Annotated in this window: 17 protein-coding genes and 2 tRNA genes; 18 read left to right on the forward strand and 1 reads right to left on the reverse strand. The window is 59.1% G+C overall.

Annotation, left to right across the window (positions count from 1 at the left end):
• Positions 1-68: 68 nt before the first annotated feature.
• The 4 genes from ercA to GV002_RS07645 all read left to right on the forward strand — a co-directional run bounded on the left by ercA (position 69) and on the right by GV002_RS07645 (position 4366).
• Positions 69-1232: an alcohol dehydrogenase-like regulatory protein ErcA gene (gene ercA, locus GV002_RS07630; RefSeq protein WP_160017765.1), complete on the forward strand. Its 1164-nt coding sequence runs from the start codon at positions 69-71 to the stop codon at positions 1230-1232.
• Entirely contained in the window at positions 1216-2940 is a 1725-nt protein-coding gene (locus GV002_RS07635; RefSeq protein ID WP_160017766.1) for a NahK/ErcS family hybrid sensor histidine kinase/response regulator, read from the forward strand. Before ercA ends, GV002_RS07635 begins: the two co-directional genes overlap by 17 nt.
• A gap of 80 nt (positions 2941-3020) precedes the next feature.
• The gene (locus GV002_RS07640; protein WP_036998373.1) at positions 3021-3428 is read left to right on the forward strand and encodes a PA2779 family protein; all 408 of its coding nucleotides are present in this window, start codon (positions 3021-3023) and stop codon (positions 3426-3428) included.
• Positions 3413-4366 carry a PA2778 family cysteine peptidase gene (locus GV002_RS07645; protein WP_372241819.1) on the forward strand — a complete coding sequence of 318 codons (954 nt, stop codon included), beginning with the start codon at positions 3413-3415 and terminating at the stop codon, positions 4364-4366. Before GV002_RS07640 ends, GV002_RS07645 begins: the two co-directional genes overlap by 16 nt.
• A 55-nt stretch (positions 4367-4421) precedes the next feature.
• Here the strand turns inward: GV002_RS07645 and GV002_RS07650 are convergent, their stop codons facing one another.
• A complete protein-coding gene (locus GV002_RS07650) occupies positions 4422-5705 on the reverse strand; it encodes an NAD(P)/FAD-dependent oxidoreductase (protein ID WP_160017768.1) in 1284 nt (427 codons plus the stop codon).
• A 183-nt stretch (positions 5706-5888) separates the two neighbouring features.
• Here GV002_RS07650 and GV002_RS07655 point away from each other — a divergent pair.
• The 14 genes from GV002_RS07655 (at position 5889) to GV002_RS07720 (ending at position 21207) form a co-directional block, all read left to right on the forward strand.
• Positions 5889-5965 (forward strand) — tRNA-Val (locus GV002_RS07655).
• 274 nt (positions 5966-6239) lie between these two features.
• On the forward strand, positions 6240-8162 hold the full coding sequence (gene thrS / locus GV002_RS07660; RefSeq protein WP_074680599.1) for a threonine--tRNA ligase: 1923 nt from the start codon (positions 6240-6242) through the stop codon (positions 8160-8162).
• Positions 8162-8713 (forward strand): translation initiation factor IF-3, encoded by a 552-nt coding sequence (gene infC / locus GV002_RS07665; protein WP_169886860.1) that lies wholly within the window; start codon positions 8162-8164, stop codon positions 8711-8713. The genes thrS and infC overlap by 1 nt, the downstream gene beginning before the upstream one ends.
• A gap of 60 nt (positions 8714-8773) precedes the next feature.
• Positions 8774-8968 (forward strand): 50S ribosomal protein L35, encoded by a 195-nt coding sequence (gene rpmI / locus GV002_RS07670; RefSeq protein WP_003461222.1) that lies wholly within the window; start codon positions 8774-8776, stop codon positions 8966-8968.
• Between the two features lie 29 nt (positions 8969-8997).
• Positions 8998-9354, forward strand: coding sequence for a 50S ribosomal protein L20 (gene rplT, locus GV002_RS07675; RefSeq protein ID WP_003461224.1), 357 nt, complete (start codon positions 8998-9000; stop codon positions 9352-9354).
• A 96-nt stretch (positions 9355-9450) separates the two neighbouring features.
• Positions 9451-10467 (forward strand): phenylalanine--tRNA ligase subunit alpha, encoded by a 1017-nt coding sequence (pheS, locus tag GV002_RS07680; RefSeq protein WP_143511364.1) that lies wholly within the window; start codon positions 9451-9453, stop codon positions 10465-10467.
• A gap of 175 nt (positions 10468-10642) precedes the next feature.
• Positions 10643-13021: a phenylalanine--tRNA ligase subunit beta gene (pheT, locus tag GV002_RS07685; protein ID WP_160017769.1), complete on the forward strand. Its 2379-nt coding sequence runs from the start codon at positions 10643-10645 to the stop codon at positions 13019-13021.
• A gap of 3 nt (positions 13022-13024) precedes the next feature.
• Positions 13025-13327 carry an integration host factor subunit alpha gene (gene ihfA, locus GV002_RS07690; protein WP_003243414.1) on the forward strand — a complete coding sequence of 101 codons (303 nt, stop codon included), beginning with the start codon at positions 13025-13027 and terminating at the stop codon, positions 13325-13327.
• The gene (locus tag GV002_RS07695; protein WP_013716019.1) at positions 13308-13664 is read left to right on the forward strand and encodes a MerR family transcriptional regulator; all 357 of its coding nucleotides are present in this window, start codon (positions 13308-13310) and stop codon (positions 13662-13664) included. Before ihfA ends, GV002_RS07695 begins: the two co-directional genes overlap by 20 nt.
• Positions 13665-13739: 75 nt before the next feature.
• Positions 13740-13816 (forward strand) — tRNA-Pro (locus GV002_RS07700).
• Between the two features lie 390 nt (positions 13817-14206).
• Entirely contained in the window at positions 14207-16690 is a 2484-nt protein-coding gene (locus tag GV002_RS07705) for an N-6 DNA methylase (protein ID WP_160017770.1), read from the forward strand.
• Entirely contained in the window at positions 16681-17835 is a 1155-nt protein-coding gene (locus tag GV002_RS07710; RefSeq protein WP_160017771.1) for a restriction endonuclease subunit S, read from the forward strand. Before GV002_RS07705 ends, GV002_RS07710 begins: the two co-directional genes overlap by 10 nt.
• The gene (locus GV002_RS07715; protein WP_160017772.1) at positions 17832-19241 is read left to right on the forward strand and encodes a DUF262 domain-containing protein; all 1410 of its coding nucleotides are present in this window, start codon (positions 17832-17834) and stop codon (positions 19239-19241) included. Before GV002_RS07710 ends, GV002_RS07715 begins: the two co-directional genes overlap by 4 nt.
• Positions 19234-21207, forward strand: a complete 1974-nt coding sequence (locus GV002_RS07720; RefSeq protein WP_160017773.1) for a DUF262 domain-containing protein — start codon at positions 19234-19236, stop codon at positions 21205-21207. The genes GV002_RS07715 and GV002_RS07720 overlap by 8 nt, the downstream gene beginning before the upstream one ends.
• Positions 21208-21209 lie beyond the last annotated feature (2 nt).

Genomic DNA, 21209 nt, shown 5'->3' on the forward strand with positions numbered 1-21209 from the left:
GCATTGCATAAACCGAGCAATGCAGTAGGCTGATCGCCACTCCATAACAAGAAATTTCAGGCCGTTGCATGAGCCACGATTTGAGTCAGCTACGAAAATTCGTTTCCCCCGAGATCATCTTCGGCGCCGGCTCCCGGCATAATGTCGGCAACTATGCCAAGACCTTCGGTGCGCGCAAGGTACTGGTCGTTTCCGATCCCGGTGTGGTCGCGGCCGGTTGGGCCGGCGATATCGAAGCCAGTCTGCAGGCCCAGGGCATCGCCTACTGCCTGTACACCAGGGTCTCGCCCAACCCGCGCGTGGAAGAGGTGATGGAAGGCGCCGAGCTGTATCGCAGCGAGGGCTGCAACGTCATCGTCGCCGTCGGTGGCGGCAGCCCGATGGACTGCGCCAAGGGCATCGGCATCGTCGTCGCCCATGGCCGCAGCATTCTCGAATTCGAGGGCGTGGATACCATCCGCGTGCCGAGCCCGCCGCTGATCCTGATTCCGACCACCGCCGGCACTTCGGCCGACGTGTCCCAGTTCGTGATCATCTCCAACCAGCAGGAGCGGATGAAATTCTCCATCGTCAGCAAGGCGGTGGTGCCGGACGTGTCCCTGATCGACCCGGAAACCACGCTGAGCATGGACCCGTTCCTCAGTGCCTGTACCGGCATCGATGCCCTGGTACACGCCATCGAGGCATTCGTCTCTACCGGTAATGGCCCGCTCACCGACCCGCACGCGCTGGAAGCGATGCGCCTGATCAACGGCAACCTGGTGCAGATGATCGCCAACCCGGCCGATATCGCTCTGCGCGAGAAGATCATGCTCGGCAGCATGCAGGCCGGCCTGGCCTTCTCCAACGCAATCCTTGGCGCGGTGCACGCCATGAGCCACAGCCTGGGCGGCTTCCTCGACCTGCCACACGGCCTGTGCAATGCGGTACTGGTCGAGCATGTGGTGGCCTTCAACTACAGCGCCGCGCCGGAGCGTTTCAAGGTAATTGCCGAGACCCTCGGTATCGATTGCCGTGGTCTGAACCACGCGCAGATTCGCCAGCGTCTGGTCGAGCACCTGATCGCCTTCAAGCACGCCATGGGGTTCCGCGAGACGCTCGGTCTGCACGGTGTCAGCACTTCGGATATTCCGTTTTTGTCCAGCCATGCCATGGACGATCCGTGCATCCTCACCAACCCGCGCGAGTCGACCCAGCGTGATGTCGAGGTGGTCTATGGCGAGGCGCTCTGACGATGCGCTGGCCGGGTTGTTGGGCCTTGGCAGCCAGTCGGCGCGCAAGAGCCACTACCCTGAGTTGCTGGCGCGCCTTGAAGAGCTGGAAACCGAGCGCAACCGCTACAAGTGGCTGTTCGAGCACGCCGTGCACGGCATCATCCAGGCGAGCCTGCAGGACGGCGTACTGGCGGCGAATCCGGCAATGGCGCGCATGCTTGGGTATGACGATCCGCAGGAGGTGCTGTGGTCGTTGGGCGATCTGGCCCGGCATCTGTTCGTTGGCGGTTTCGACGAGCTGGACGTGATTCGTCAGCGGCTGAGCCAGGGCCAGGCCCTGCTCGGCTACGAAACGCGTCTGCGTCGGCGCGACGGCAGTACCATCGACGTGCTGATGAATCTGCTGCTCAAGCCCGAAGGCAAGGGCGTCTTCGAGGGTTTCGTCGCCGATATCACTGAGCGCAAGCAGGCGCAGCAGCGTCTGCAACAACTCAACGACGAACTGGAGCGTCGCGTTGCGGCGCGCACCTATGAACTGCTCGAATCCAACCGCAACCTGCAGCGGCAGATCGAGGAGCGTGAGCGCATCGAGTTGGCCCTGCGCGAGGCACGCGACGCCGCCGAAGCCGCCAACCGCAGCAAGGACAAGTACCTGGCCGCCGCCAGTCATGACCTGCTACAGCCACTCAATGCCGCGCGCCTGCTGATCTCCACGCTGCGTGAGCGTGAGCTGCCGATTGCCGAGCGTAATCTGGTCGAGCGCAGCCATCTGGCGCTCGAGGGGGCTGAGGATCTGCTGGCCGACCTGCTGGATATCTCCAAACTGGATCAGGCAGCGATCAAGCCGGATGTCGATGTCTATCGCCTCGAAGAGCTGTTGGCGCCGTTGGCTTCGGAATTCGACAGCGTCGCCAGCGCCAATGGTTTGCGTCTGCGCGTAAGCATCGCCGACTACGCGGTAAGCACCGATTTCCGGCTGATGACGCGTATCCTGCGCAACTTCCTCAGCAATGCCTGCCGCTACACCGAGCGCGGCGGCGTACTGCTCGGCGCGCGGCGTCGTGGTGATTTCGTCGAGCTGCAAGTGTGGGACAGCGGCCGGGGTATTGCGGCCGATCAGTTGGACAAGATCTTCCTCGAGTTCAATCAGCTGGAGGTCGGGCGCGCCGCCGAGCGCAAGGGCGTTGGCCTGGGCCTCGCCATCGTCGAGCGTATCGCCCGCATGCTGGGATATCCGGTGCAGGTGCGTTCGCAGCCAGGGCGCGGTTCGGTGTTCAGCATTCGCGTGCCCCTGGCGCAGGCCAGGCCGCAGCGCCAGGTGCCGTCCATGGCGCAGCTGGTTCTCGGCAATCCCCTGCCGGGCCGGCGCTTGTTGGTGATCGACAACGAAGTGGACATCCTTCATAGCATGGACGCACTGCTCCGGCAGTGGGGCTGCGAGGTGGTGACGGCCGTTGATCTTCCCGAGGCGCTGCAGCGTCTGCAGGGCAGGGCGCCGGAAGTGATTCTGGCCGATTTTCACCTCGATCACGGTGTGCTCGGCTGCCAGGTGATACAGCAATTGCGTGACGAATTTTCCAGGCCGATCCCGGCGCTGATCATCAGTGCCGATCGCAGCGATGACTGCCGGCGCGAGCTGCAGGCGCTGGGCGCGCCGCTGCTGAACAAACCGGTCAAGCCAGGCAAACTGCGTGCCGTGCTCAGCCAGCTTCTGATGGAAACGTGAACGAGCGCAGACTGGCGGAGTGAACCTGGGCGATTTGGATGCTGTCTATTGGCTACCTCGTCCTTCAGGAGATAACCACAATGACAATTTCCATGAACCCCGTCATGCGCCGTCTGGCAGCCATTACCGCGCTGTTTCACCTGCTGCTGGTGGTACAGATTCCTGCCGCGAATGCGGCGATGGTTGGCACCCACGAGGTGATCGCCGAGCAGCAGCACAAGGTGGATCAGGAGCAGTTGATGGCCATGCTCGATGACGAGCAGGTGAAGGAGAAACTGGTGTCGATGGGCGTCGACCGTGATCAGGTCGAGTCGCGTATCGCCAGCCTGACCCCGGCCGAGCTGGCGCAGTTCAACCAGCAGCTGGATCAGGCGCCTGCCGGTGCGGGTGTGGTCGGTATCATCGTGTTGTTTCTGGTGATCTTCATCATCACTGATATGCTGTGCGCCACCAACATCTTCAGTTTCGTTAAATGCATAAATCGCTGATTCGCCTCTGCTGTATCGCATCGATCGTTTTACTCACAGCCTGCGCTCGCTCCCCGGTGTTATCACCGGTGGGCGAGCGTTTGCCTGAGCGGGTGGAGCTCACCGACGTTCCCTTCTTCCCTCAGGACGCCTACCAGTGCGGGCCGGCTGCCTTGGCTACCATGCTCAATCAGCGTGGTGTGCTGACCACGCCCGGCGCGCTCAAGGACAAGGTCTACATCCCCAGCCGTGAAGGCAGTCTGCAGGTCGAGATGGTCGCTGCCGCGCGCAATCACGAAATGCTGGTGTATCCGCTGCAGCCGCGCCTGGAGGCCGTGTTGGCCGAAGTGGCCGCTGGCAATCCCGTGCTGGTGCTGCAGAACCTGGCGTTCGACTTCTACCCGCAGTGGCATTTCGCAGTGGTGGTCGGTTACGACCGTCGTGAGCGCACGCTGATTCTGCGTTCTGCCACCACGCGCCGGCTCGAAGACAGCTTCGCCAGTTTCGACAGAACCTGGGAGCGCGGCGGGCGTTGGGCGGTTGTGACCTTGCCGCCTGAGCGTCTGCCGGCGCAAGCCGATATGCAGGTCTGGATGACGGCTGCCAATGACCTCGAGCAAACCGGCAATGCCCAGACTGCTCGGCGTGCCTATCGCCGTGCCACCGAAGTCTGGCCGGAGCAGGCACTGCCCTGGTTCGCCCTGAGCAACAGCCGCTATGCCGAGGGTGATCGCAAGGGCGCGGAGCAGGCATTGCGTGAGAGCCTGGAGCGCGAGCCGGATTTCGCTGCCGGTTGGTTCAACCTGTCGCAGGTGCTGGGCGAGCAGGGTTGTGCCTCTGAGGCGCAGAAGGCACAGGCCTGTGCGCAGCGGCTGGCACCGGATGATGCACGCTTCGCTGCACCGCCGAAGACCAGTGATTCCGGTGGACAGTGTCAGGCCTTGTCGGTCTGTCCATGATGCACATGAAAACGGCGCCCGAGGGCGCCGTTTTCATCGATGTGCAGGCTGCTGATCACACGCCGAGCTTGTCGCGCAGCGTGTAGTACCAGGCGCCGATGGCGCTGAAGGGTACCTGGAACATCCGCCCACCCGGGAAGGGGTAGTGCGGCAACCCGGCGAAGGCATCGAAACGCTCGGCCTGGCCGCGCAGCGCCTCGGCCAGTACCTTGCCCGCCAGGTGCGTGTAGGTCACGCCATGGCCACTGCAGCCTTGCGAGTAATAGATGTTGTCGCCGATTCGGCCCACTTGCGGCAGTCGCGACAACGTCAGCAGGAAGTTGCCGGTCCAGGCGAAGTCGATCTTCACGTCCTTCAGCTGCGGGAAAGTCTTGAGCATCTTCGGCCGGATGATCGCCTCGATGTTGGCCGGGTCGCGCGCACCATAGACCACGCCACCGCCGTAGATCAGGCGCTTGTCGCCGGTCAGGCGGTAGTAGTCGAGCAGGTAGTTGCAGTCCTCCACGCAGTAGTCCTGCGGCAGCAGGCTGGCAGCGACTTCATCGGACAATGGCTCGGTGGTGATCACCTGTGTGCCACACGGCATCGACTTGGAAGCCAGCTCCGGCACCAGATTGCCCAGGTAGGCGTTACCGGCGACCACCACGAACTTGGCCTTGATGCGGCCTTCCGGGGTGTGCACCACCGGGTTGGCACCGCGCTCGATACGGGTAGCAGGCGACTGTTCATAGATCACGCCGCCCAGCGATTCCACCGCAGCGGCTTCGCCCAGCGCCAGGTTCAGCGGATGGATGTGACCGCCGCTCATGTCCAGCATGCCGCCGATATAGTTCTCGGTGGCGACGACTTCGCGAATGCGCTTGGCGTCCATCAGCTCCAGCTGGGTGTGGCCGTAGCGCTCCCACAGCTTCTTCTGCGATTCCAGATGGCCCATCTGCTTGCTGGTCAGCGCGGCGAATACACCACCGTCCTTCAGGTCGCACTGGATGTCGTACTTGGCGATGCGCTCACGGATGATGCGGCCACCTTCGAACGCCATCTGCCCGAGCAGTTGCGCCTGCTTGGGGCCGACCGTGCGTTCGATAACGTCGATATCACGGCTGTAGCTGTTGACGATTTGTCCGCCATTACGACCCGATGCGCCGAAGCCGACCTTGGCCGCTTCGACGATGCTCACCTTGAAACCGTTTTCCAGCAGAAACAGTGCAGTGGACAGGCCGGTGTAACCCGCGCCGATGATGCACACATCGGTTTCCACCTCGCCTTGCAGAGCAGGGCGTTGCGGGACGGGGTTGGCTGAAGCGGCGTAATAGGATTGTGGATATGCCGTGTGCGCCATCTTGAACCTCTGTTCTTTATTTTTTACGAATGATCCGATGCTACCTGAGTTGAAAATAGCCGGCTAGTGCCCGTGCAAAATATTCAACGATCCGGTTTCGATAAAAAATTGGCCTATTTCAGTGAGTTAGCGAAAAAATCTATTGACGGCCAAAAAGATCTGCGTAGAATGCGCACCCATCGAAGGCACATAGCTCAGTTGGTTAGAGCACCACCTTGACATGGTGGGGGTCGTTGGTTCGAGTCCAATTGTGCCTACCAAATCGATAAAAAGGGGTCGCTAAGCGGCCCCTTTTTTGTTGCTCGAATTTTTCGGGTGACGCCTCAGGTTTTTGCGTGTTTGTTTCGGGCGGCAGCTTGTCAGGGCTCAGGCTTTCTGAAAGCATCCGCACTCTTTACTTCCAGTGACTCTGGTTCGGACGGGTTGGCCTTCGGGCTCCTGCCATCGTTAGGTGGGTATACCGCTGAATCGCTTCCTGGCTCATCCCAACCCACGTGACCTTTGGTAGGGGTCACCACTAGGAGAGGAGGCGCCATGCCCATCATTACTCTTCCCGACGGCAGTCAACGTTCGTTCGATCATCCGGTATCCGTGCTGGAGGTCGCTCAATCCATTGGTGCAGGCCTGGCCAAGGCCACTCTGGCTGGCAAGGTAAACGGCAAGCAGGTCGATGCCTGTGACGTGATCGATGCCGATGCCACTTTGCAGATCATCACGCCGAAAGACGAAGAGGGGCTGGAAATCATCCGCCACTCCTGTGCTCACCTGGTTGGGCATGCCGTCAAGCAGCTGTATCCGAATGCCAAGATGGTGATCGGCCCGGTCATTGACGAAGGCTTCTATTACGACATCGCCATCGATCGTCCCTTCACGCCGGAAGACATGGCGGCCATCGAGAAGCGCATGGCCGAGCTGATCGAGAAGGACTACGACGTCATCAAGAAGATGACGCCGCGTGCCGAGGTCATCGAGCTGTTCAAGTCGCGTGGCGAGGAATACAAGCTGCGTCTGATCGACGACATGCCGGATGAAACGGCCATGGGTCTGTACTTCCATGAAGAGTACGTCGACATGTGCCGTGGCCCGCACGTGCCGAACACGCGCTTCCTCAAGGCGTTCAAGCTGACCCGTATTTCCGGTGCCTACTGGCGCGGCGACTCGAAGAACGAGCAGCTGCAGCGCGTTTACGGCACTGCCTGGGCGGACAAGAAGCAACTGGCTGCCTATATCCAGCGCATCGAAGAGGCAGAGAAGCGCGATCACCGTCGCATCGGCAAGCAGCTGGATCTGTTCCACCTGCAGGAAGAAGCGCCGGGCATGGTGTTCTGGCACCCCAACGGCTGGACCGTGTATCAGGTGCTGGAGCAATACATGCGCCAGGTGCAGCGTGAGAACGGCTACGTCGAGGTGCGCACGCCGCAGGTGGTCGATCGCATCCTCTGGGAGCGTTCCGGGCACTGGTCCAACTACGCCGAGAACATGTTCACCACGGCTTCGGAAAACCGCGACTATGCGGTCAAGCCGATGAACTGCCCGTGCCACGTACAGATCTTCAACCAGGGTCTGAAGTCCTACCGCGATCTGCCGCTGCGCCTGGCTGAATTCGGTGCCTGTCACCGCAACGAGCCGTCCGGTGCGCTGCACGGCATCATGCGCGTGCGTGGCTTCGTGCAGGACGATGCGCACATCTTCTGCACCGAAGATCAGGTGAAGAAGGAAGCGGCCGACTTCATCAAGCTGACCTTGCAGGTCTATGCGGACTTCGGTTTCAGCGATATCGCCATGAAGCTTTCGACTCGTCCCGCCAAGCGCGTAGGTTCCGACGAGCTGTGGGATCGTGCTGAGGGCGCGCTAGCCGAAGCGCTTAACGAGTCCGGTCTGGCCTGGGAATACCAGCCGGGCGAGGGTGCTTTCTACGGTCCGAAGATCGAATTCACTCTGCGTGACTGCCTGGGGCGTAACTGGCAGTGCGGTACGCTGCAGTACGATCCGAACCTGCCTGAGCGTCTGGACGCCAGCTACATCGCCGAAGACAACAACCGCAAGCGCCCGGTCATGCTGCACCGCGCGATCCTTGGTTCGTTCGAGCGTTTCATCGGTATGCTGATCGAACATTACGCCGGATCTTTTCCTGCCTGGCTTGCTCCGACCCAGGCGGTGATCATGAATATCACCGACAAACAGGCCGATTTTGCCCGTGAAGTCGAGAAAACTCTCAATCAAAGCGGTTTTCGTGCCAAGGTTGACTTGAGAAACGAAAAGATCGGCTTTAAAATCCGCGAGCATACCTTGCTCAAGGTTCCCTATCTCTTGGTTATTGGAGATCGGGAAGTCGAGACTCGATCCGTTGCTGTCCGTACCCGTGAAGGCGTCGATCTGGGCTCTCTGCCCATCGAGCAGTTCGCCGCACAGTTGCAGCAAGCGGTTTCCCGGCGTGGTCGCCAAGATTTGGAGTAATAACTATTAAGCGTGAAATGAGACAGGACAAGCGGGCCGCCCCCAAGGCGCCGATCAACGAAAACATCACCGCTCGTGAAGTGCGCCTGATTGGCGCAGACGGCGAGCAGGTTGGTATTGTTTCGATCGATGAGGCATTGCGCGTGGCTGAAGAAGCCAAGCTGGATCTGGTAGAGATCTCTGCTGACGCACTGCCGCCAGTTTGCCGCATCATGGACTACGGCAAGCACCTGTTCGAGAAGAAGAAGCAGGCTGCTATCGCCAAGAAGAACCAGCACCAGCAGCAAATTAAAGAAATCAAGTTTCGTCCAGGGACGGAAGATGGGGATTACCAGGTAAAACTACGCAACCTGGTACGTTTCCTTGAAGACGGGGACAAGGCCAAGGTATCTCTGAGATTCCGTGGTCGTGAGATGGCTCACCAGGAGCTGGGTATGGAGCTGTTGAAGCGGGTCGAAGCCGACCTCGCTGAAATCGGCACCGTAGAACAGCATCCTAAGCTGGAAGGACGCCAGCTGATGATGGTCATCGCACCCAAGAAGCGTAAATAATCTACCGGGCACTGGCAGGCCTGATGGTTATCAGTTGTTAATGAATGCGGAGTACAAAACATGCCAAAAATGAAAACCAAGAGCGGCGCTGCGAAGCGCTTCCTGAAGACTGCTACAGGCTTCAAGCACAAGCACGCTTTCAAGAGCCACATCCTGACCAAGATGTCCACGAAACGTAAGCGCCAGCTGCGTGGCAGCTCGCTGATCGGTCCGTCGGACAAAGCTAAAGTCGAGCGCATGCTGCGCGTTCGTTAATCGGTCAAGATACTTAGAGGTAATTACTCATGGCTCGTGTTAAGCGTGGCGTTATCGCTCGTGCTCGTCACAAAAAGATTCTGAAACTGGCTAAGGGCTATTACGGCGCTCGTTCGCGTGTGTTCCGTGTTGCCAAGCAGGCTGTCATCAAGGCTGGTCAATATGCCTACCGTGACCGTCGTCAGAAGAAACGTCAGTTCCGCGCACTGTGGATCGCTCGTATCAACGCTGGTGCTCGCGTCAACGGTCTGTCCTACAGCCGTCTGATCGCTGGCCTGAAGAAAGCGTCGATCGAAATCGACCGTAAGGTTCTGGCTGATCTGGCAGTGAACGAAAAAGCGGCGTTTGCTGCGATTGTCGAGAAGGCCAAGGCCGTTCTGGCTTAAGTCCCCCGACAATCACCGGGCTCGCCCGGTGGCAACGTCAAAGATAGGGGAAGAGCCTTAACAGCTCTTCCCCTATTTCGTATCTGGAGTCTGTAAATGGAAAATCTGGATGCATTGGTCTCGCAAGCGCTCGAGGCCGTGCAACGAAGTGAAGATGTCAATGCCCTGGAACAGCTCCGGGTTCAGTACCTTGGCAAGAAAGGCGAACTGACCGCCCTGATGCAGACTCTGGGCAAGCTGTCGGCCGAAGAGCGTCCGCAGGCTGGCGCCCTGATCAACACTGCCAAGAATCAGGTGCAAGACGCCCTGAATGCCCGCAAATCCGTGCTTGAGCAGGCCATGCTCGCCGAGAAGCTGGCGTCCGAGCGTATCGACGTGACCCTGCCTGGCCGTGGTCAGGCCTCTGGCGGTCTGCACCCTGTCACCCGCACGCTCGAGCGTGTCGAGCAGTTCTTCACCCATATCGGCTACAACGTGGCCGAGGGTCCGGAAGTCGAAGACGACTACCACAACTTCGAGGCGCTCAACATCCCCGGTCACCACCCGGCGCGGGCGATGCATGACACCTTTTATTTCAATGCGAACATGCTGCTGCGCACTCACACCTCTCCGGTTCAGGTGCGCACCATGGAATCGCAGCAGCCGCCGATTCGCATCGTCTGCCCCGGCCGCGTCTACCGCTGCGACTCCGATATCACCCACTCGCCGATGTTCCATCAGGTCGAAGGCCTGCTGGTCGACGAGGACATCAGCTTCGCCGACCTCAAGGGCACCATCGAGGAGTTCCTCCGGGTGTTCTTCGAAAAACCACTGGGCGTGCGTTTCCGTCCGTCTTTCTTCCCCTTCACCGAGCCGTCGGCCGAAGTCGACATGCAGTGCGTGATGTGCTCCGGCAAGGGCTGCCGCGTGTGCAAGCAGACCGGCTGGCTGGAAGTGATGGGCTGCGGCATGGTGCACCCGAACGTGTTGCGCATGAGCGGCATCGACCCGGAAAAATACTCCGGTTTCGCCTTCGGTATGGGGGTCGAACGTCTGGCCATGCTGCGTTATGGCGTCAACGACTTGCGCCTGTTCTTCGATAACGACCTGCGGTTCCTGGCGCAATTTCGCTAGCAGCTGCCCCTCATGATCGAATTAATTTAGCGTGACAGTCGCGTAGCGACGCTTCTCTCAAGCCCATCTCCCACGGGAGAAGGTGGCGCAAAGCGCCGGATGAGGGGGGGTATGCCGCGCAGGCTTGCATGATGTGGGTGCCTACGCGGCATGCCCGTCAAGGAGAACGGACAACATGAAATTCAGTGAACAGTGGCTGCGCAGTTGGGTGAATCCCGATGTATCCCGTGAGGATCTGGTCGCGCGCCTGTCCATGGTCGGCCTCGAAGTCGACGCGGTACAGCCGGTGGCCGGCGCCTTCAGTGGCATCGTGGTCGGTGAGATCCTCAGTGCCGAACAACACCCGGACGCCGACAAGCTGCGCGTATGCCAGGTGAGCAATGGCGCCGAGACCTTCCAGGTCGTTTGCGGTGCGCCCAATGCCCGTGCCGGCATCAAGATTCCGTTCGCCATGATCGGCGCCGAACTGCCGGGCGACTTCAAGATCAAGAAGGCCAAGCTGCGCGGCGTGGAATCTCAGGGCATGCTGTGCTCGGCTTCCGAGTTGCAGATCAGCGAAGACAACAGCGGCCTCATGGAGCTGGCGGCCGATGCGCCGGTTGGCAGCGATATTCGCACCTACCTGCAATTGGACGATGCCAGCATCGAGATCGGCCTGACCCCCAACCGCGGTGACTGCCTGTCGCTCGCCGGTCTGGCCCGCGAAGTCGGTGCCATGTACAGCGCTGCAGTTTCGCCAGTCGCTATCGACACCGTTGCTCCTGCGCATGACGAAGTACGCCCAGTCGAGGTGCTGGCACCCAAGGCGTGCCCGCGTTACCTCGGTCGCGTTATCCGTAACGTTGATCTGTCCCGTCCGACCCCGCTGTGGATGGTCGAGCGGCTGCGTCGTTCCGATATTCGCAGTATCGACGCGGCGGTGGACATCACCAACTACGTGATGCTTGAGCTGGGCCAGCCGATGCACGCCTTCGACCTCGCCGAAATCAATGGCGGCATTCGCGTGCGCATGGCGGAAGAGGGCGAAAAGCTGGTGCTGCTCGACGGTCAGGAAGTCAGCCTGCGTGCCGACACGCTGGTCATCGCTGATCATGGTCGCGCGCTGGCCATCGCCGGTGTGATGGGCGGTGAGCACAGCGGCGTGAGCGACAAGACTCGCGACCTGTTCCTGGAAAGCGCCTTCTTCGACAACATCGCCGTTGCCGGCAAGGCCCGCTCCTATGGCCTGCACACCGACGCGTCGCACCGCTTCGAGCGTGGTGTGGATTCGCAACTGGCGCGCAAAGCGATGGAGCGCGCGACTGCGTTGCTGCTGGAAATCGTCGGCGGCGAAGTCGGTCCGATCATCGAAGTCAGCAGTGAAAGCGATCTGCCGAACGTGGCACCTATCACTCTGCGTGCCGAGCGCATCAGCCAGATGCTGGGCATGGACATGGATGGCGCCGAGGTCGAGCGTCTGCTCACTGCGCTTGGCCTCGGTGTCAGTGCTCAGGGTGCCGGCCAGTGGCTGGTCAGCGTGCCGAGTCATCGCTTCGATATCAGCCTGGAAGTGGATCTGATCGAAGAGCTGGGTCGCCTGTATGGCTACAACCGTCTGCCAGTGCGTTACCCGCAAGCTCGCCTGGCGCCGCAGACCAAGGGCGAGGCGCGTGCCGAACTGCCGGCGCTGCGCCGTCTGCTGGTCGCCCGTGGTTATCAGGAAGCGATCACCTACAGCTTCATCGATCCCAAGCTGTTCGAGCTGTTCGCCCCTGGCGTAGAACCGCTGCAGTTGGCCAACCCGATCTCTGCCGATATGGCCGCCATGCGTTCCTCGCTATGGCCAGGGCTGGTCAAGGCGCTGCAGCACAACCTCAATCGCCAACAGTTGCGCGTGCGCCTGTTCGAGAGCGGCTTGCGTTTTGTCGGTCAGCTGGAAGGTCTGCAGCAGGAAGCCATGCTCGCTGGCGTGATCTCTGGCAGTCGCCTGCCCGAAGGCTGGGCCAACAGTCGCGATAACGTCGACTTCTATGATCTGAAGGCCGATGTCGAGGCGCTGCTGGGTTATGCCGGTGCGGCCGATGCCTTCAGCTTCGTGCCTGGCGAGCATCCTGCTCTGCATCCGGGCCAGACTGCCCGCATCGAGCGGGAAGGGCGCCTGGTCGGTTTCATCGGTGCCTTGCATCCAGAGCTTGCCAAGACCTTGGGCCTGGATCAGCCCGTGTTCCTCTTCGAGCTGGTGCTGGCCGAAGTGGCTGCTGGCCGCATGCCTGTATTCAGCGAGTTGTCGCGCTTCCCAGAAGTGCGTCGTGACCTGGCGTTGCTGGTTGACCGCGAGCAGCCGGCCGAGGCTGTACTGGGCGCAATCCGTGAAACGGCGGGAGAATGGCTGACGGACCTCAAGCTATTTGACGTCTATCACGGTAAAGGCATTGATCCGCTTAGAAAAAGCCTTGCCGTCGGCTTGACCTGGCAACATCCATCGCGCACTCTTAATGACGATGAGGTGAGTACTACTACGCAAAATATCCTCACCTGCCTCGAACAAAGGTTCAACGCCACGTTAAGGAAGTAGCGTATGGGGGCTCTGACGAAAGCTGAAATGGCGGAACGTCTGTATGAAGAGCTCGGCCTGAACAAACGGGAAGCCAAGGAACTGGTGGAGCTGTTTTTTGAAGAGATCCGCCAGGCTCTTGAGCTGAACGAACAGGTCAAGCTGTCCGGGTTCGGCAACTTCGACTTGCGCGACAAGCGCCAGCGACCCGGCCGTAACCCGAAAACAGGGGAAGAGATTCCAATCACGGCTCGCCGTGTGGTCACTTTTCGTCCAGGGCAAAAATTGAAAGCCAGGGTCGAGGCCTATGCTGGAACCAAGTCATAACGACGAACTACCGGCAATTCCCGGCAAACGCTACTTCACCATTGGTGAGGTCAGTGAACTCTGCGCGGTCAAGCCCCACGTTCTACGTTACTGGGAACAGGAATTCCCGCAGTTGAATCCGGTAAAGCGGCGGGGTAACCGTCGCTATTACCAGCGTCAGGATGTGCTGATGATTCGGCAGATTCGTGCGCTGCTATACGATCAAGGCTTCACCATCGGTGGCGCACGCCAGCGCCTTTCTGGTGACGAAGCCAAAGACGACACCACCCAGTATCGTCAACTGATCAAGCAGATGATCGCCGAGCTCGAGGATGTTTTGCACGTGCTGAAGAAGTAAGGCCAAGAAAAAGTTGCCTTATTTCAAAAGCTTAATGTATAGTTCCTCCCGCTTTCGGTCATCTGGAAGCATCGTCGGGGCGTAGCGCAGCCCGGTAGCGCACTTGCATGGGGTGCAAGGGGTCGAGTGTTCGAATCACTCCGTCCCGACCAAAAAACCCTAGAAAATCCAGTCACTTAGCAGTGACTGGATTTTTTTATGCCTGCGAGTTTTTGAGTTAATGTCACTAACCTATTTCTGGTGCCCGTTTGGTGCCCGTTTGTGCTTAACACGGTAACTGGCTCACTTTTTCGCAGCCGTTGTTGGCTCGCTTAAGTGAAGGTGCCTCTCCTGGGTTGTCCTGTCGAACTGCTGCGTATCGGAAGGTTGCGCCAAGCTGGCTCGGCTCAGCCGAAGTGGATAATGTTTGCAGGCTGATCGCAGGCAAAAAAAGATCATTCATTCAAATGCGTTACGCGGCACAACCCCAAGCAGAGGCTAAGCGCCGAGGCCTTTAAAGGGTGTGCCTGTGCATTCGTTTTCTAGACCAGCAAGGATTGTTCGTGGCTATCAAGAAATCCGACCTTTACTCCTCCCTCTGGGCTTCGTGCGACGAGTTGCGCGGTGGGATGGATGCCAGCCAGTACAAGGACTACGTCCTGTTCATGCTGTTCATCAAGTACATCTCCGACAAGTACGGCAACTCGGATGACTTCGCGCCACCGGTGACCATCCCCTTTGGTGCCAGCTTCAAGGACATGGTCGCCCTCAAGGGCAAGCCCAATATCGGCGACAAGATCAATACGCAGATCATCCAGCCGCTGATCGATGCCAACGCCCGGCTGGCCCGCAGTGACTTCCCCGACTTCAACGACCCGAGCAAGCTCGGCGAAGGGAAGGACATGGTGGAGCGGCTTAGTAACCTGATCGCTATTTTCGAAAAGCCCGAACTGGATTTCTCGAAGAACCGCGCCGACAACGACGACATCCTCGGCGACGCCTACGAATACCTGATGCGCCACTTCGCCAGCGAAAGCGGCAAGAGCAAAGGGCAGTTCTACACCCCGTCCGAGGTCAGCCGCGTTATCGCCAAGATCATTGGCATCACGCCGGCCAATTCAGTCAGCGCCACCACGGTATATGACCCGACCTGCGGCTCCGGTTCGCTGCTGTTGAAGGTGGCCGATCAGGCTGGCAAGCCGATCACCCTGGAAGGCCAGGAAATGGACGTGACCACCGCCGGTCTCGCCCGCATGAACATGATTCTGCACGGCTTCCCGACGGCCAACATCCTGCAGGGCAACACGCTGTCCTCGCCCAAGTTCAAGGATAACGAACAGCTACGCACCTACGACTACGTGGTGGCCAACCCGCCGTTCTCGGTCAAGACCTGGAGCGTTGGCTTGACGCCCGCCAACGATCCCTACCAGCGCTTTGCCTGGGGTGAGCCGCCGGCCAAGCAAGGCGACTATGCCTTCTTGCTGCACATCATCCGTTCCATGAAAAATACCGGCAAAGCCGCCTGCATCCTGCCTCACGGCGTGCTGTTCCGTGGCAATGCCGAGGCGGTGATCCGCGAGAAGCTGGTGCGCTCCGGCTACCTCAAGGCCATCATCGGCCTGCCGGCCAACCTGTTTTATGGCACCGGCATTCCCGCCTGCATCCTGGTGCTGGATAAAGAGAACGCCGCCGCGCGCAAAGGCATCTTCATGATCGATGCCGCCAAAGGCTTTATCAAAGACGGCCCGAAAAACCGCCTGCGCGACCAGGACGTACACAAGATCGTCGATACCTATACGCGCATGGTCGATGTGCCGCGTTACGCACGCATGGTCGGCTTCGACGAGATCGGCGACCCGAAGAACGACTTCAACCTCAACCTGCCGCGCTATATCGACAGCACCGAGCCGGAGGATATTCAGGACATCCTTGGCCACCTGCGCGGCGGCATCCCCGAGCGCGATATCGATGCCCTGGACCGCTACTGGCAGGTGATGCCTGAGCTGCGTGCGGCGCTGTTCAAGCCCGCCGGCCATCCTGGCTATTTCGAGCTGGTCAATCGCGACGTCAAACCGGTGATCTTCGGCCACCCGCAGTTCTCGGCGTTCAAGGCCGAGGTGGATGCACTGTTCAAGCAATGGCTGGCCAGCAGCACGCCGTTGCTCAAAGGCTTTGCGGCCGATGCCGCCAGCAGCCACCCCAAGGAGCTGATCTTCAAACTCTCGGAAGACCTGCTCAGCGCCTTTGCCAAGGCGCCCTTGCTCGACCATTACGACATCTACCAGCACCTGATGGACTACTGGGCCGAGGCCATGCAGGACGACTGCTATCTGATCAGCGCCGACGGCTGGAAGGCGGGCGCGGCGGTGCGTGAGCTACACAAGGTGAAGGACAAGAATGGCAAGCTGGTCTGGGCCGAGAAGCACGACTACAGCCAAGGCAAGCGCCGCTTCAAGTCCGACCTGATTCCGGTGGAGCTGCTGGTTGCCCGCTACTTCAGTGCTGAACGTGATGCCATTGCAGGGCTGCAAACGCAACTGGCCAGCATCGAGCAAAGCCTGAGCGAGCTGCTCGAAGAGCACAGTGGCGAAGACGGCTCGCTCAGCGAAGTGGTCGAAGGTGATGGCGACAAGCAGAAGGTCACCGCCAAAGCCATCAAGGCCCGCCAGCGTGAGATCGATAACGACCCGGACTATGAGGACGAACTCAAGGTACTGGCCGACTATGCCAAGCTGCTCGACCAGCAAAGCGCCCTCAAGGCCAAGCTGAAAAAGGCTGAGGAAGACCTCGACAACAAGATCCACGGCAAATACCCGCAACTGAGCGAAGCCGAAATCAAAACCCTGGTGGTGGACGACAAGTGGCTGGCCACCCTGACCGTCGCCGTGCAGGGTGAGCTGGATCGTGTGTCGCAAACTCTGACCGGGCGTATTCGTGAGCTGAGTGAGCGCTATGCCACCCCGTTGCCGCAGCTCGCCGATGAAGTCGCCACCCTGGCCAGCCGTGTGGACGAACATCTGAAAAAGATGGGGGCGGTATGGAAGTGAGGCCGGGTTACAAGCAGACGGAAATTGGGGTTATTCCGGAGGAGTGGGAGGTCGTCGCGTTGGGTTCATTGACGACGACTGTTGCCTCTGGAAAGTCAAGTTCCGGCGCGGTCCACGGAACGTATCCCGTTCACGGATCGACTGGTGTTATTGGTTACACTGAGCAACCTGAATACGAAGGCGATTCGATCCTCGCTGCCCGAGTCGGTGCGAACGCAGGAAAACTGAACTTGGTGTCCGGGAAATATGGAGTTACCGATAATACGATAATTCTCCGACTGCGCCGTGGTTACTCACTGCCTTTCTTCTGGCGACTCTTAGAGACAAAGCGCCTGAACAGCCTCGTTTTTGGTTCTGGTCAGCCACTGATTACGGGCTCTCAGCTCAAAGCACTTTTATTCAGCGTTCCACCCCTCCCCGAACAGCGCACCATCGCAACGGCGTTGAGTGATATGGATGCGGTGCTGGGTGCGCTGGAGCGGCTTATCGCCAAGAAGCGCGACCTCAAACAAGCCGCCATGCAGCAACTCCTCACCGGCCAGACTCGCCTCCCTGGATTTAGCGGGGAGTGGGAAGAAACCACTTTGGGGGCGATTGGCGAGTGCGTCATCGGCTTAACTTACCGTCCAGATAATGTTGTCGAATATGGACTTCTTGTTCTGCGCTCATCGAATATTCAAGGAGGACGACTGGCATACGAGAGCAACGTTTATGTCGATCTTGAAGTTAATGATCGCCTTATGACTAGGCCAGGTGACATTCTTGTTTGCGTGCGAAATGGCAGTCGAACGCTCATAGGTAAGAGCGCCGTGATCGACGAATGCGCTGCGGGGACAACCTTTGGAGCTTTCATGACGGTGTATCGCACAACGCACTGGCGATTCATTTCACATGCCTTTCAATCTGAAAGCATTCAGCGGCAGATTCGCGACAATATCGGTGCAACAATTAACCAGATTACTAACAAAGATATGAAGGCGCTTCGTCTGAAGCTTCCTTCTGCCTGCGAACAAATCGCCATCGCCACCGTGCTTTCCGATATGGACGCAGAACTCGTCGCGCTGGAACAGCTCCTGGCCAAAACCCGCGCCCTTAAGCAAGGCATGATGCAAGAGTTGCTCACCGGAAGGACGCGCCTGGTATGACCGACCTGAGCATGGACGCCAATCAACGACCGCAGACGACCAAACTTCCCAGCACCATCATCAGCGTATATGAGCTGCTCGCTGATCAGACGCTGGTGATCCCCCAATACCAGCGCCCGTACAAGTGGACGGGCAAGCATATCAACCAACTGTTCGCCGATATTGCCATCCATAAGGACAAGTCCGCTTACCGCCTGGGCACCATTGTGTTTCACCGCGAGGGCGAGAAGAAGAACATCGTCGACGGCCAGCAGCGCACCATCAGCCTGTTGCTGGCGGCCCGTGCGCTGATTCAGCGCTGCAAGGCGCAAGCGCTGGAGAGTGACGACCTGCAAGAGCGCTTGTTCGCGCTTGAGTCGTTAATGGTCGACCCCCGTTTTACCAGCGAGATTTCGCAGAAGAACATCCACAGCAATTACCTTGAGGTGGCGCGCATCGTCAGTCGTGCGGACTTTACCGAGGCGCATATCGACTTCTTTCTGCACAAGTGCCAGGTGGTGGCGGTGGAGCTGGCGGATGTGTCGGAGGCCTTCCAGTTCTTCGACTCGCAGAACGCACGGGGCCGCGATCTGGAGCCGCATGATCTGCTCAAGGCTTACCACCTGCGCGAGTTCAGCCCGCGTGACGAGCATTTGAAGGTCGCCACGGTGGCGCGCTGGGAAAACACCAAGACCCAGGAGCTGGCCACGCTGTTTGCGCAGTACCTGTACCGCATCCGCAGTTGGTCGAAAGGGGCGTCGGCGCGTTACTTCAGCAAGGACGACAGCGACCTGTTCAAGGGCGTGAATCTCGATACGGTCGCCAGCTACCCCTATGTGGAGCAGTTGCGCATCGCCCACCATTTTGTCGATCACTACAACGGCCAGTACGAGCGCAAGATCGATACGCGGGAGATGGCTTTTCCCTTCCATCTGGATCAAATCATCATCAACGGTCGGCGCTTCTTCGAGCTGATCAGCCACTACCAGAACGAGGTGGCGCGCATCAGCGCCAAGCCCTGGAATGAACATGAGCGGGGCGGAGATGCAGCGCTCGATGGTTTCGCACCAAGGATCATGGCGGTGCTCGATAACTACCCGGCGAAAACCCGCACGGGTGATCGCTACGTGCGGGCGATGTTCGATTGCTTGTTGATCTACTACATCGACAAGTTCGGCCACGCGGAGCTGTCGCGGGCCATCGAGAAAATCTTTATCTGGGCCTACAGCCTGCGTTTGCAGATGCAGGTGGTGCAGCTCGCGAGCATGGATAACTACGTGCTGGCGAATAATCTGTTCCGGGTGATCAAGGACGCCACTCGCCCGGCGGACGTTATCAATCAACCGCTGAAATCACTCACCAGCAGCAATTCGACCAAGACCGAGGCAATCGAGGCGCTATTCAGGGAGATGAAATACCGTGAGTGAGGCCATCACCCAGCTTTCCATCCGGCAGCTACTCGGCGGCTGTGATGATTACGTTATCCCGATGTATCAGCGCAATTACGCCTGGGAAGAGGGTGAGATCACCCAATTGATTCAGGACGTAATCGACTACCTGCCTAAGCCAGATAAGCTTGCGCGCAATTACTACATCGGCAGCCTGGTGGTGTATGAGCGCGCGGACGGCAAAACGCCCGTGTTCGAGACCATCGATGGTCAGCAGCGGCTGACAACGCTGTCGCTGTTGACCTCCTACCTGAAGAACAGCAAGGCGGTTGACCTCGATTGGTATGCAAACCTGAGCATCCACTTCGATAGCCGCGAGCATTCGCGGGCGACCTTTGCGGCCATCTTCGAGGGGCGTTTCAAGGATGACCCTGCCGAGGGGCTGGCTGAACAGCAGATCAATACCGGCATCCTCAATGGCTATCGGCTGATCCATAAGGTGTTGCCGCACAAGCTCAAAGAGAACGGGGTTTCAGCGCAGCAGTTCGCGGACTTCCTGTTTCGTTACGTGCAGATCATGCGCGTGAAGGTGCCGGCGGATACGGACCTGAACCATTACTTCGAAATCATGAACAACCGTGGCGAGCAGCTAGAGAAGCACGAGGTGCTCAAGGCACGGATGATGGAGACGTTGCAGGACTGCCCGCACAGCCAGAACTGCCTGCACACGGTCTGGGAAGCCTGCGCGAATATGGAGCGCTACGTGCAGATGGGCTTTACGCCCAGCCAGCGCGGCAGCGTTTTTGCTGAGAAGGATTGGGGCCAGTTGGTGCCCGCGAACTTTGATGAGCTGAGCGCTGCGCTGCAGCGTACGCGCGAGGTGGGCTTCAAGGTGGGGGCTGAGTTGTCCCTCACGGACATCATCAGCAGGTCGCCAGTCACTGCGGAAAAAGAAGGTAACGGTGAAGAAGCGCCCGAGCGCTTCAATACGGTGATCAACTTCCCCAACTTTTTGCTGCATGTATTGCAGGTTGAGGCTCGGGAAAGAATTGCGCTTGATGACAAACGCCTGCTCGATCTCTTTGAAATCCATGTTCTGAAGCAGCCAGATCCGGCTGCGGCCGTTAAGCGCTTAACCTTCAATCTGCTGCGTTGCAAATACCTGTATGACCAGTACGTGATCAAGCGCGAGTTCATCCAGGGCGAGGATGGTTGGAGCCTTAAACGTTTCAAGTGGAACGAGGGCGGCACAGCGGGTGGCGCGGGGCGTGGCAGTTATGTGAATACCTTCGGCGAGGAGGAGGGCAGCGAGGGCATCAATCGGCGTATCTTGATGCTGCTGTCGGCGTTGCATGTGTCCACGCCCACGCTGGTATACAAACATTGGCTCAATGCCGCACTGCATTACCTGTTTCACGCCGAGCAGATCGAGGCTCAGGCCTATCTGCAGCAGATGGAGTCAGTCGCCAAGGCCTTTGTGTTTGACCGCTTTCTGGCTGCCGAGGCGGGCTTGGAATACTTTGCGATGATTTACGGGAACAAGGGCGTCTGCCAGACCTGCCGCGAAGACGTTACCGCCGAGACGCTGATGCCGCGCCTGCGCTTCGGAAGTATCGAAAACAACCTGGTGTTCAACTTCCTGGATTACCTGCTGTGGCTTGAGCACGGCAAGAGTGAGCTGGTGAAGTCTTACGAATTTACCTTCCGCAGTTCGGTGGAGCATTACTATCCGCAGAAGCCGCTGCAAGGTATTGATCCACTGGCCGAGGATGACCTTCACTCGTTCGGTAATCTTTGCCTGATCAGCCACGAGAAGAACTCACGCTTGAGCAATTTCACGCCCGAGCAAAAAAAGGCGTTCTACCTGAAGAACACCCTCGACAGCGTGAAGCAGCACTTGATGATGCAGCCCGAGACTTGGGATGTTCCGGCGATACGTGAGCATCACCAGCAAATGATCGACGTATTGCTCAATAGCCTCGCCAGCCAACACGAGACCGAGTGAAG

The sequence above is a fragment of the Pseudomonas sp. 8O genome, from assembly GCF_902506495.1.
Taxonomy (GTDB): domain Bacteria; phylum Pseudomonadota; class Gammaproteobacteria; order Pseudomonadales; family Pseudomonadaceae; genus Aquipseudomonas; species Aquipseudomonas chaetocerotis.

Bases quoted from the DNA above. Each gene is read 5' to 3' on its own strand.
- rpmI (WP_003461222.1), top strand. From the start codon at position 8,774: ATGCCAAAAATGAAAACCAAGAGCGGCGCTGCGAAGCGCTTCCTGAAG.
- GV002_RS07650 (WP_160017768.1), bottom strand. From the start codon at position 5,705: ATGGCGCACACGGCATATCCACAATCCTATTACGCCGCTTCAGCCAAC.
- thrS (WP_074680599.1), top strand. From the start codon at position 6,240: ATGCCCATCATTACTCTTCCCGACGGCAGTCAACGTTCGTTCGATCAT.
- GV002_RS07710 (WP_160017771.1), top strand. From the start codon at position 16,681: ATGGAAGTGAGGCCGGGTTACAAGCAGACGGAAATTGGGGTTATTCCG.
- GV002_RS07635 (WP_160017766.1), top strand. From the start codon at position 1,216: ATGGCGAGGCGCTCTGACGATGCGCTGGCCGGGTTGTTGGGCCTTGGC.
- GV002_RS07645 (WP_372241819.1), top strand. From the start codon at position 3,413: ATGCATAAATCGCTGATTCGCCTCTGCTGTATCGCATCGATCGTTTTA.
- rplT (WP_003461224.1), top strand. From the start codon at position 8,998: ATGGCTCGTGTTAAGCGTGGCGTTATCGCTCGTGCTCGTCACAAAAAG.
- ihfA (WP_003243414.1), top strand. From the start codon at position 13,025: ATGGGGGCTCTGACGAAAGCTGAAATGGCGGAACGTCTGTATGAAGAG.
- GV002_RS07715 (WP_160017772.1), top strand. From the start codon at position 17,832: ATGACCGACCTGAGCATGGACGCCAATCAACGACCGCAGACGACCAAA.
- pheS (WP_143511364.1), top strand. From the start codon at position 9,451: ATGGAAAATCTGGATGCATTGGTCTCGCAAGCGCTCGAGGCCGTGCAA.
- pheT (WP_160017769.1), top strand. From the start codon at position 10,643: ATGAAATTCAGTGAACAGTGGCTGCGCAGTTGGGTGAATCCCGATGTA.
- GV002_RS07640 (WP_036998373.1), top strand. From the start codon at position 3,021: ATGACAATTTCCATGAACCCCGTCATGCGCCGTCTGGCAGCCATTACC.
- GV002_RS07695 (WP_013716019.1), top strand. From the start codon at position 13,308: ATGCTGGAACCAAGTCATAACGACGAACTACCGGCAATTCCCGGCAAA.
- ercA (WP_160017765.1), top strand. From the start codon at position 69: ATGAGCCACGATTTGAGTCAGCTACGAAAATTCGTTTCCCCCGAGATC.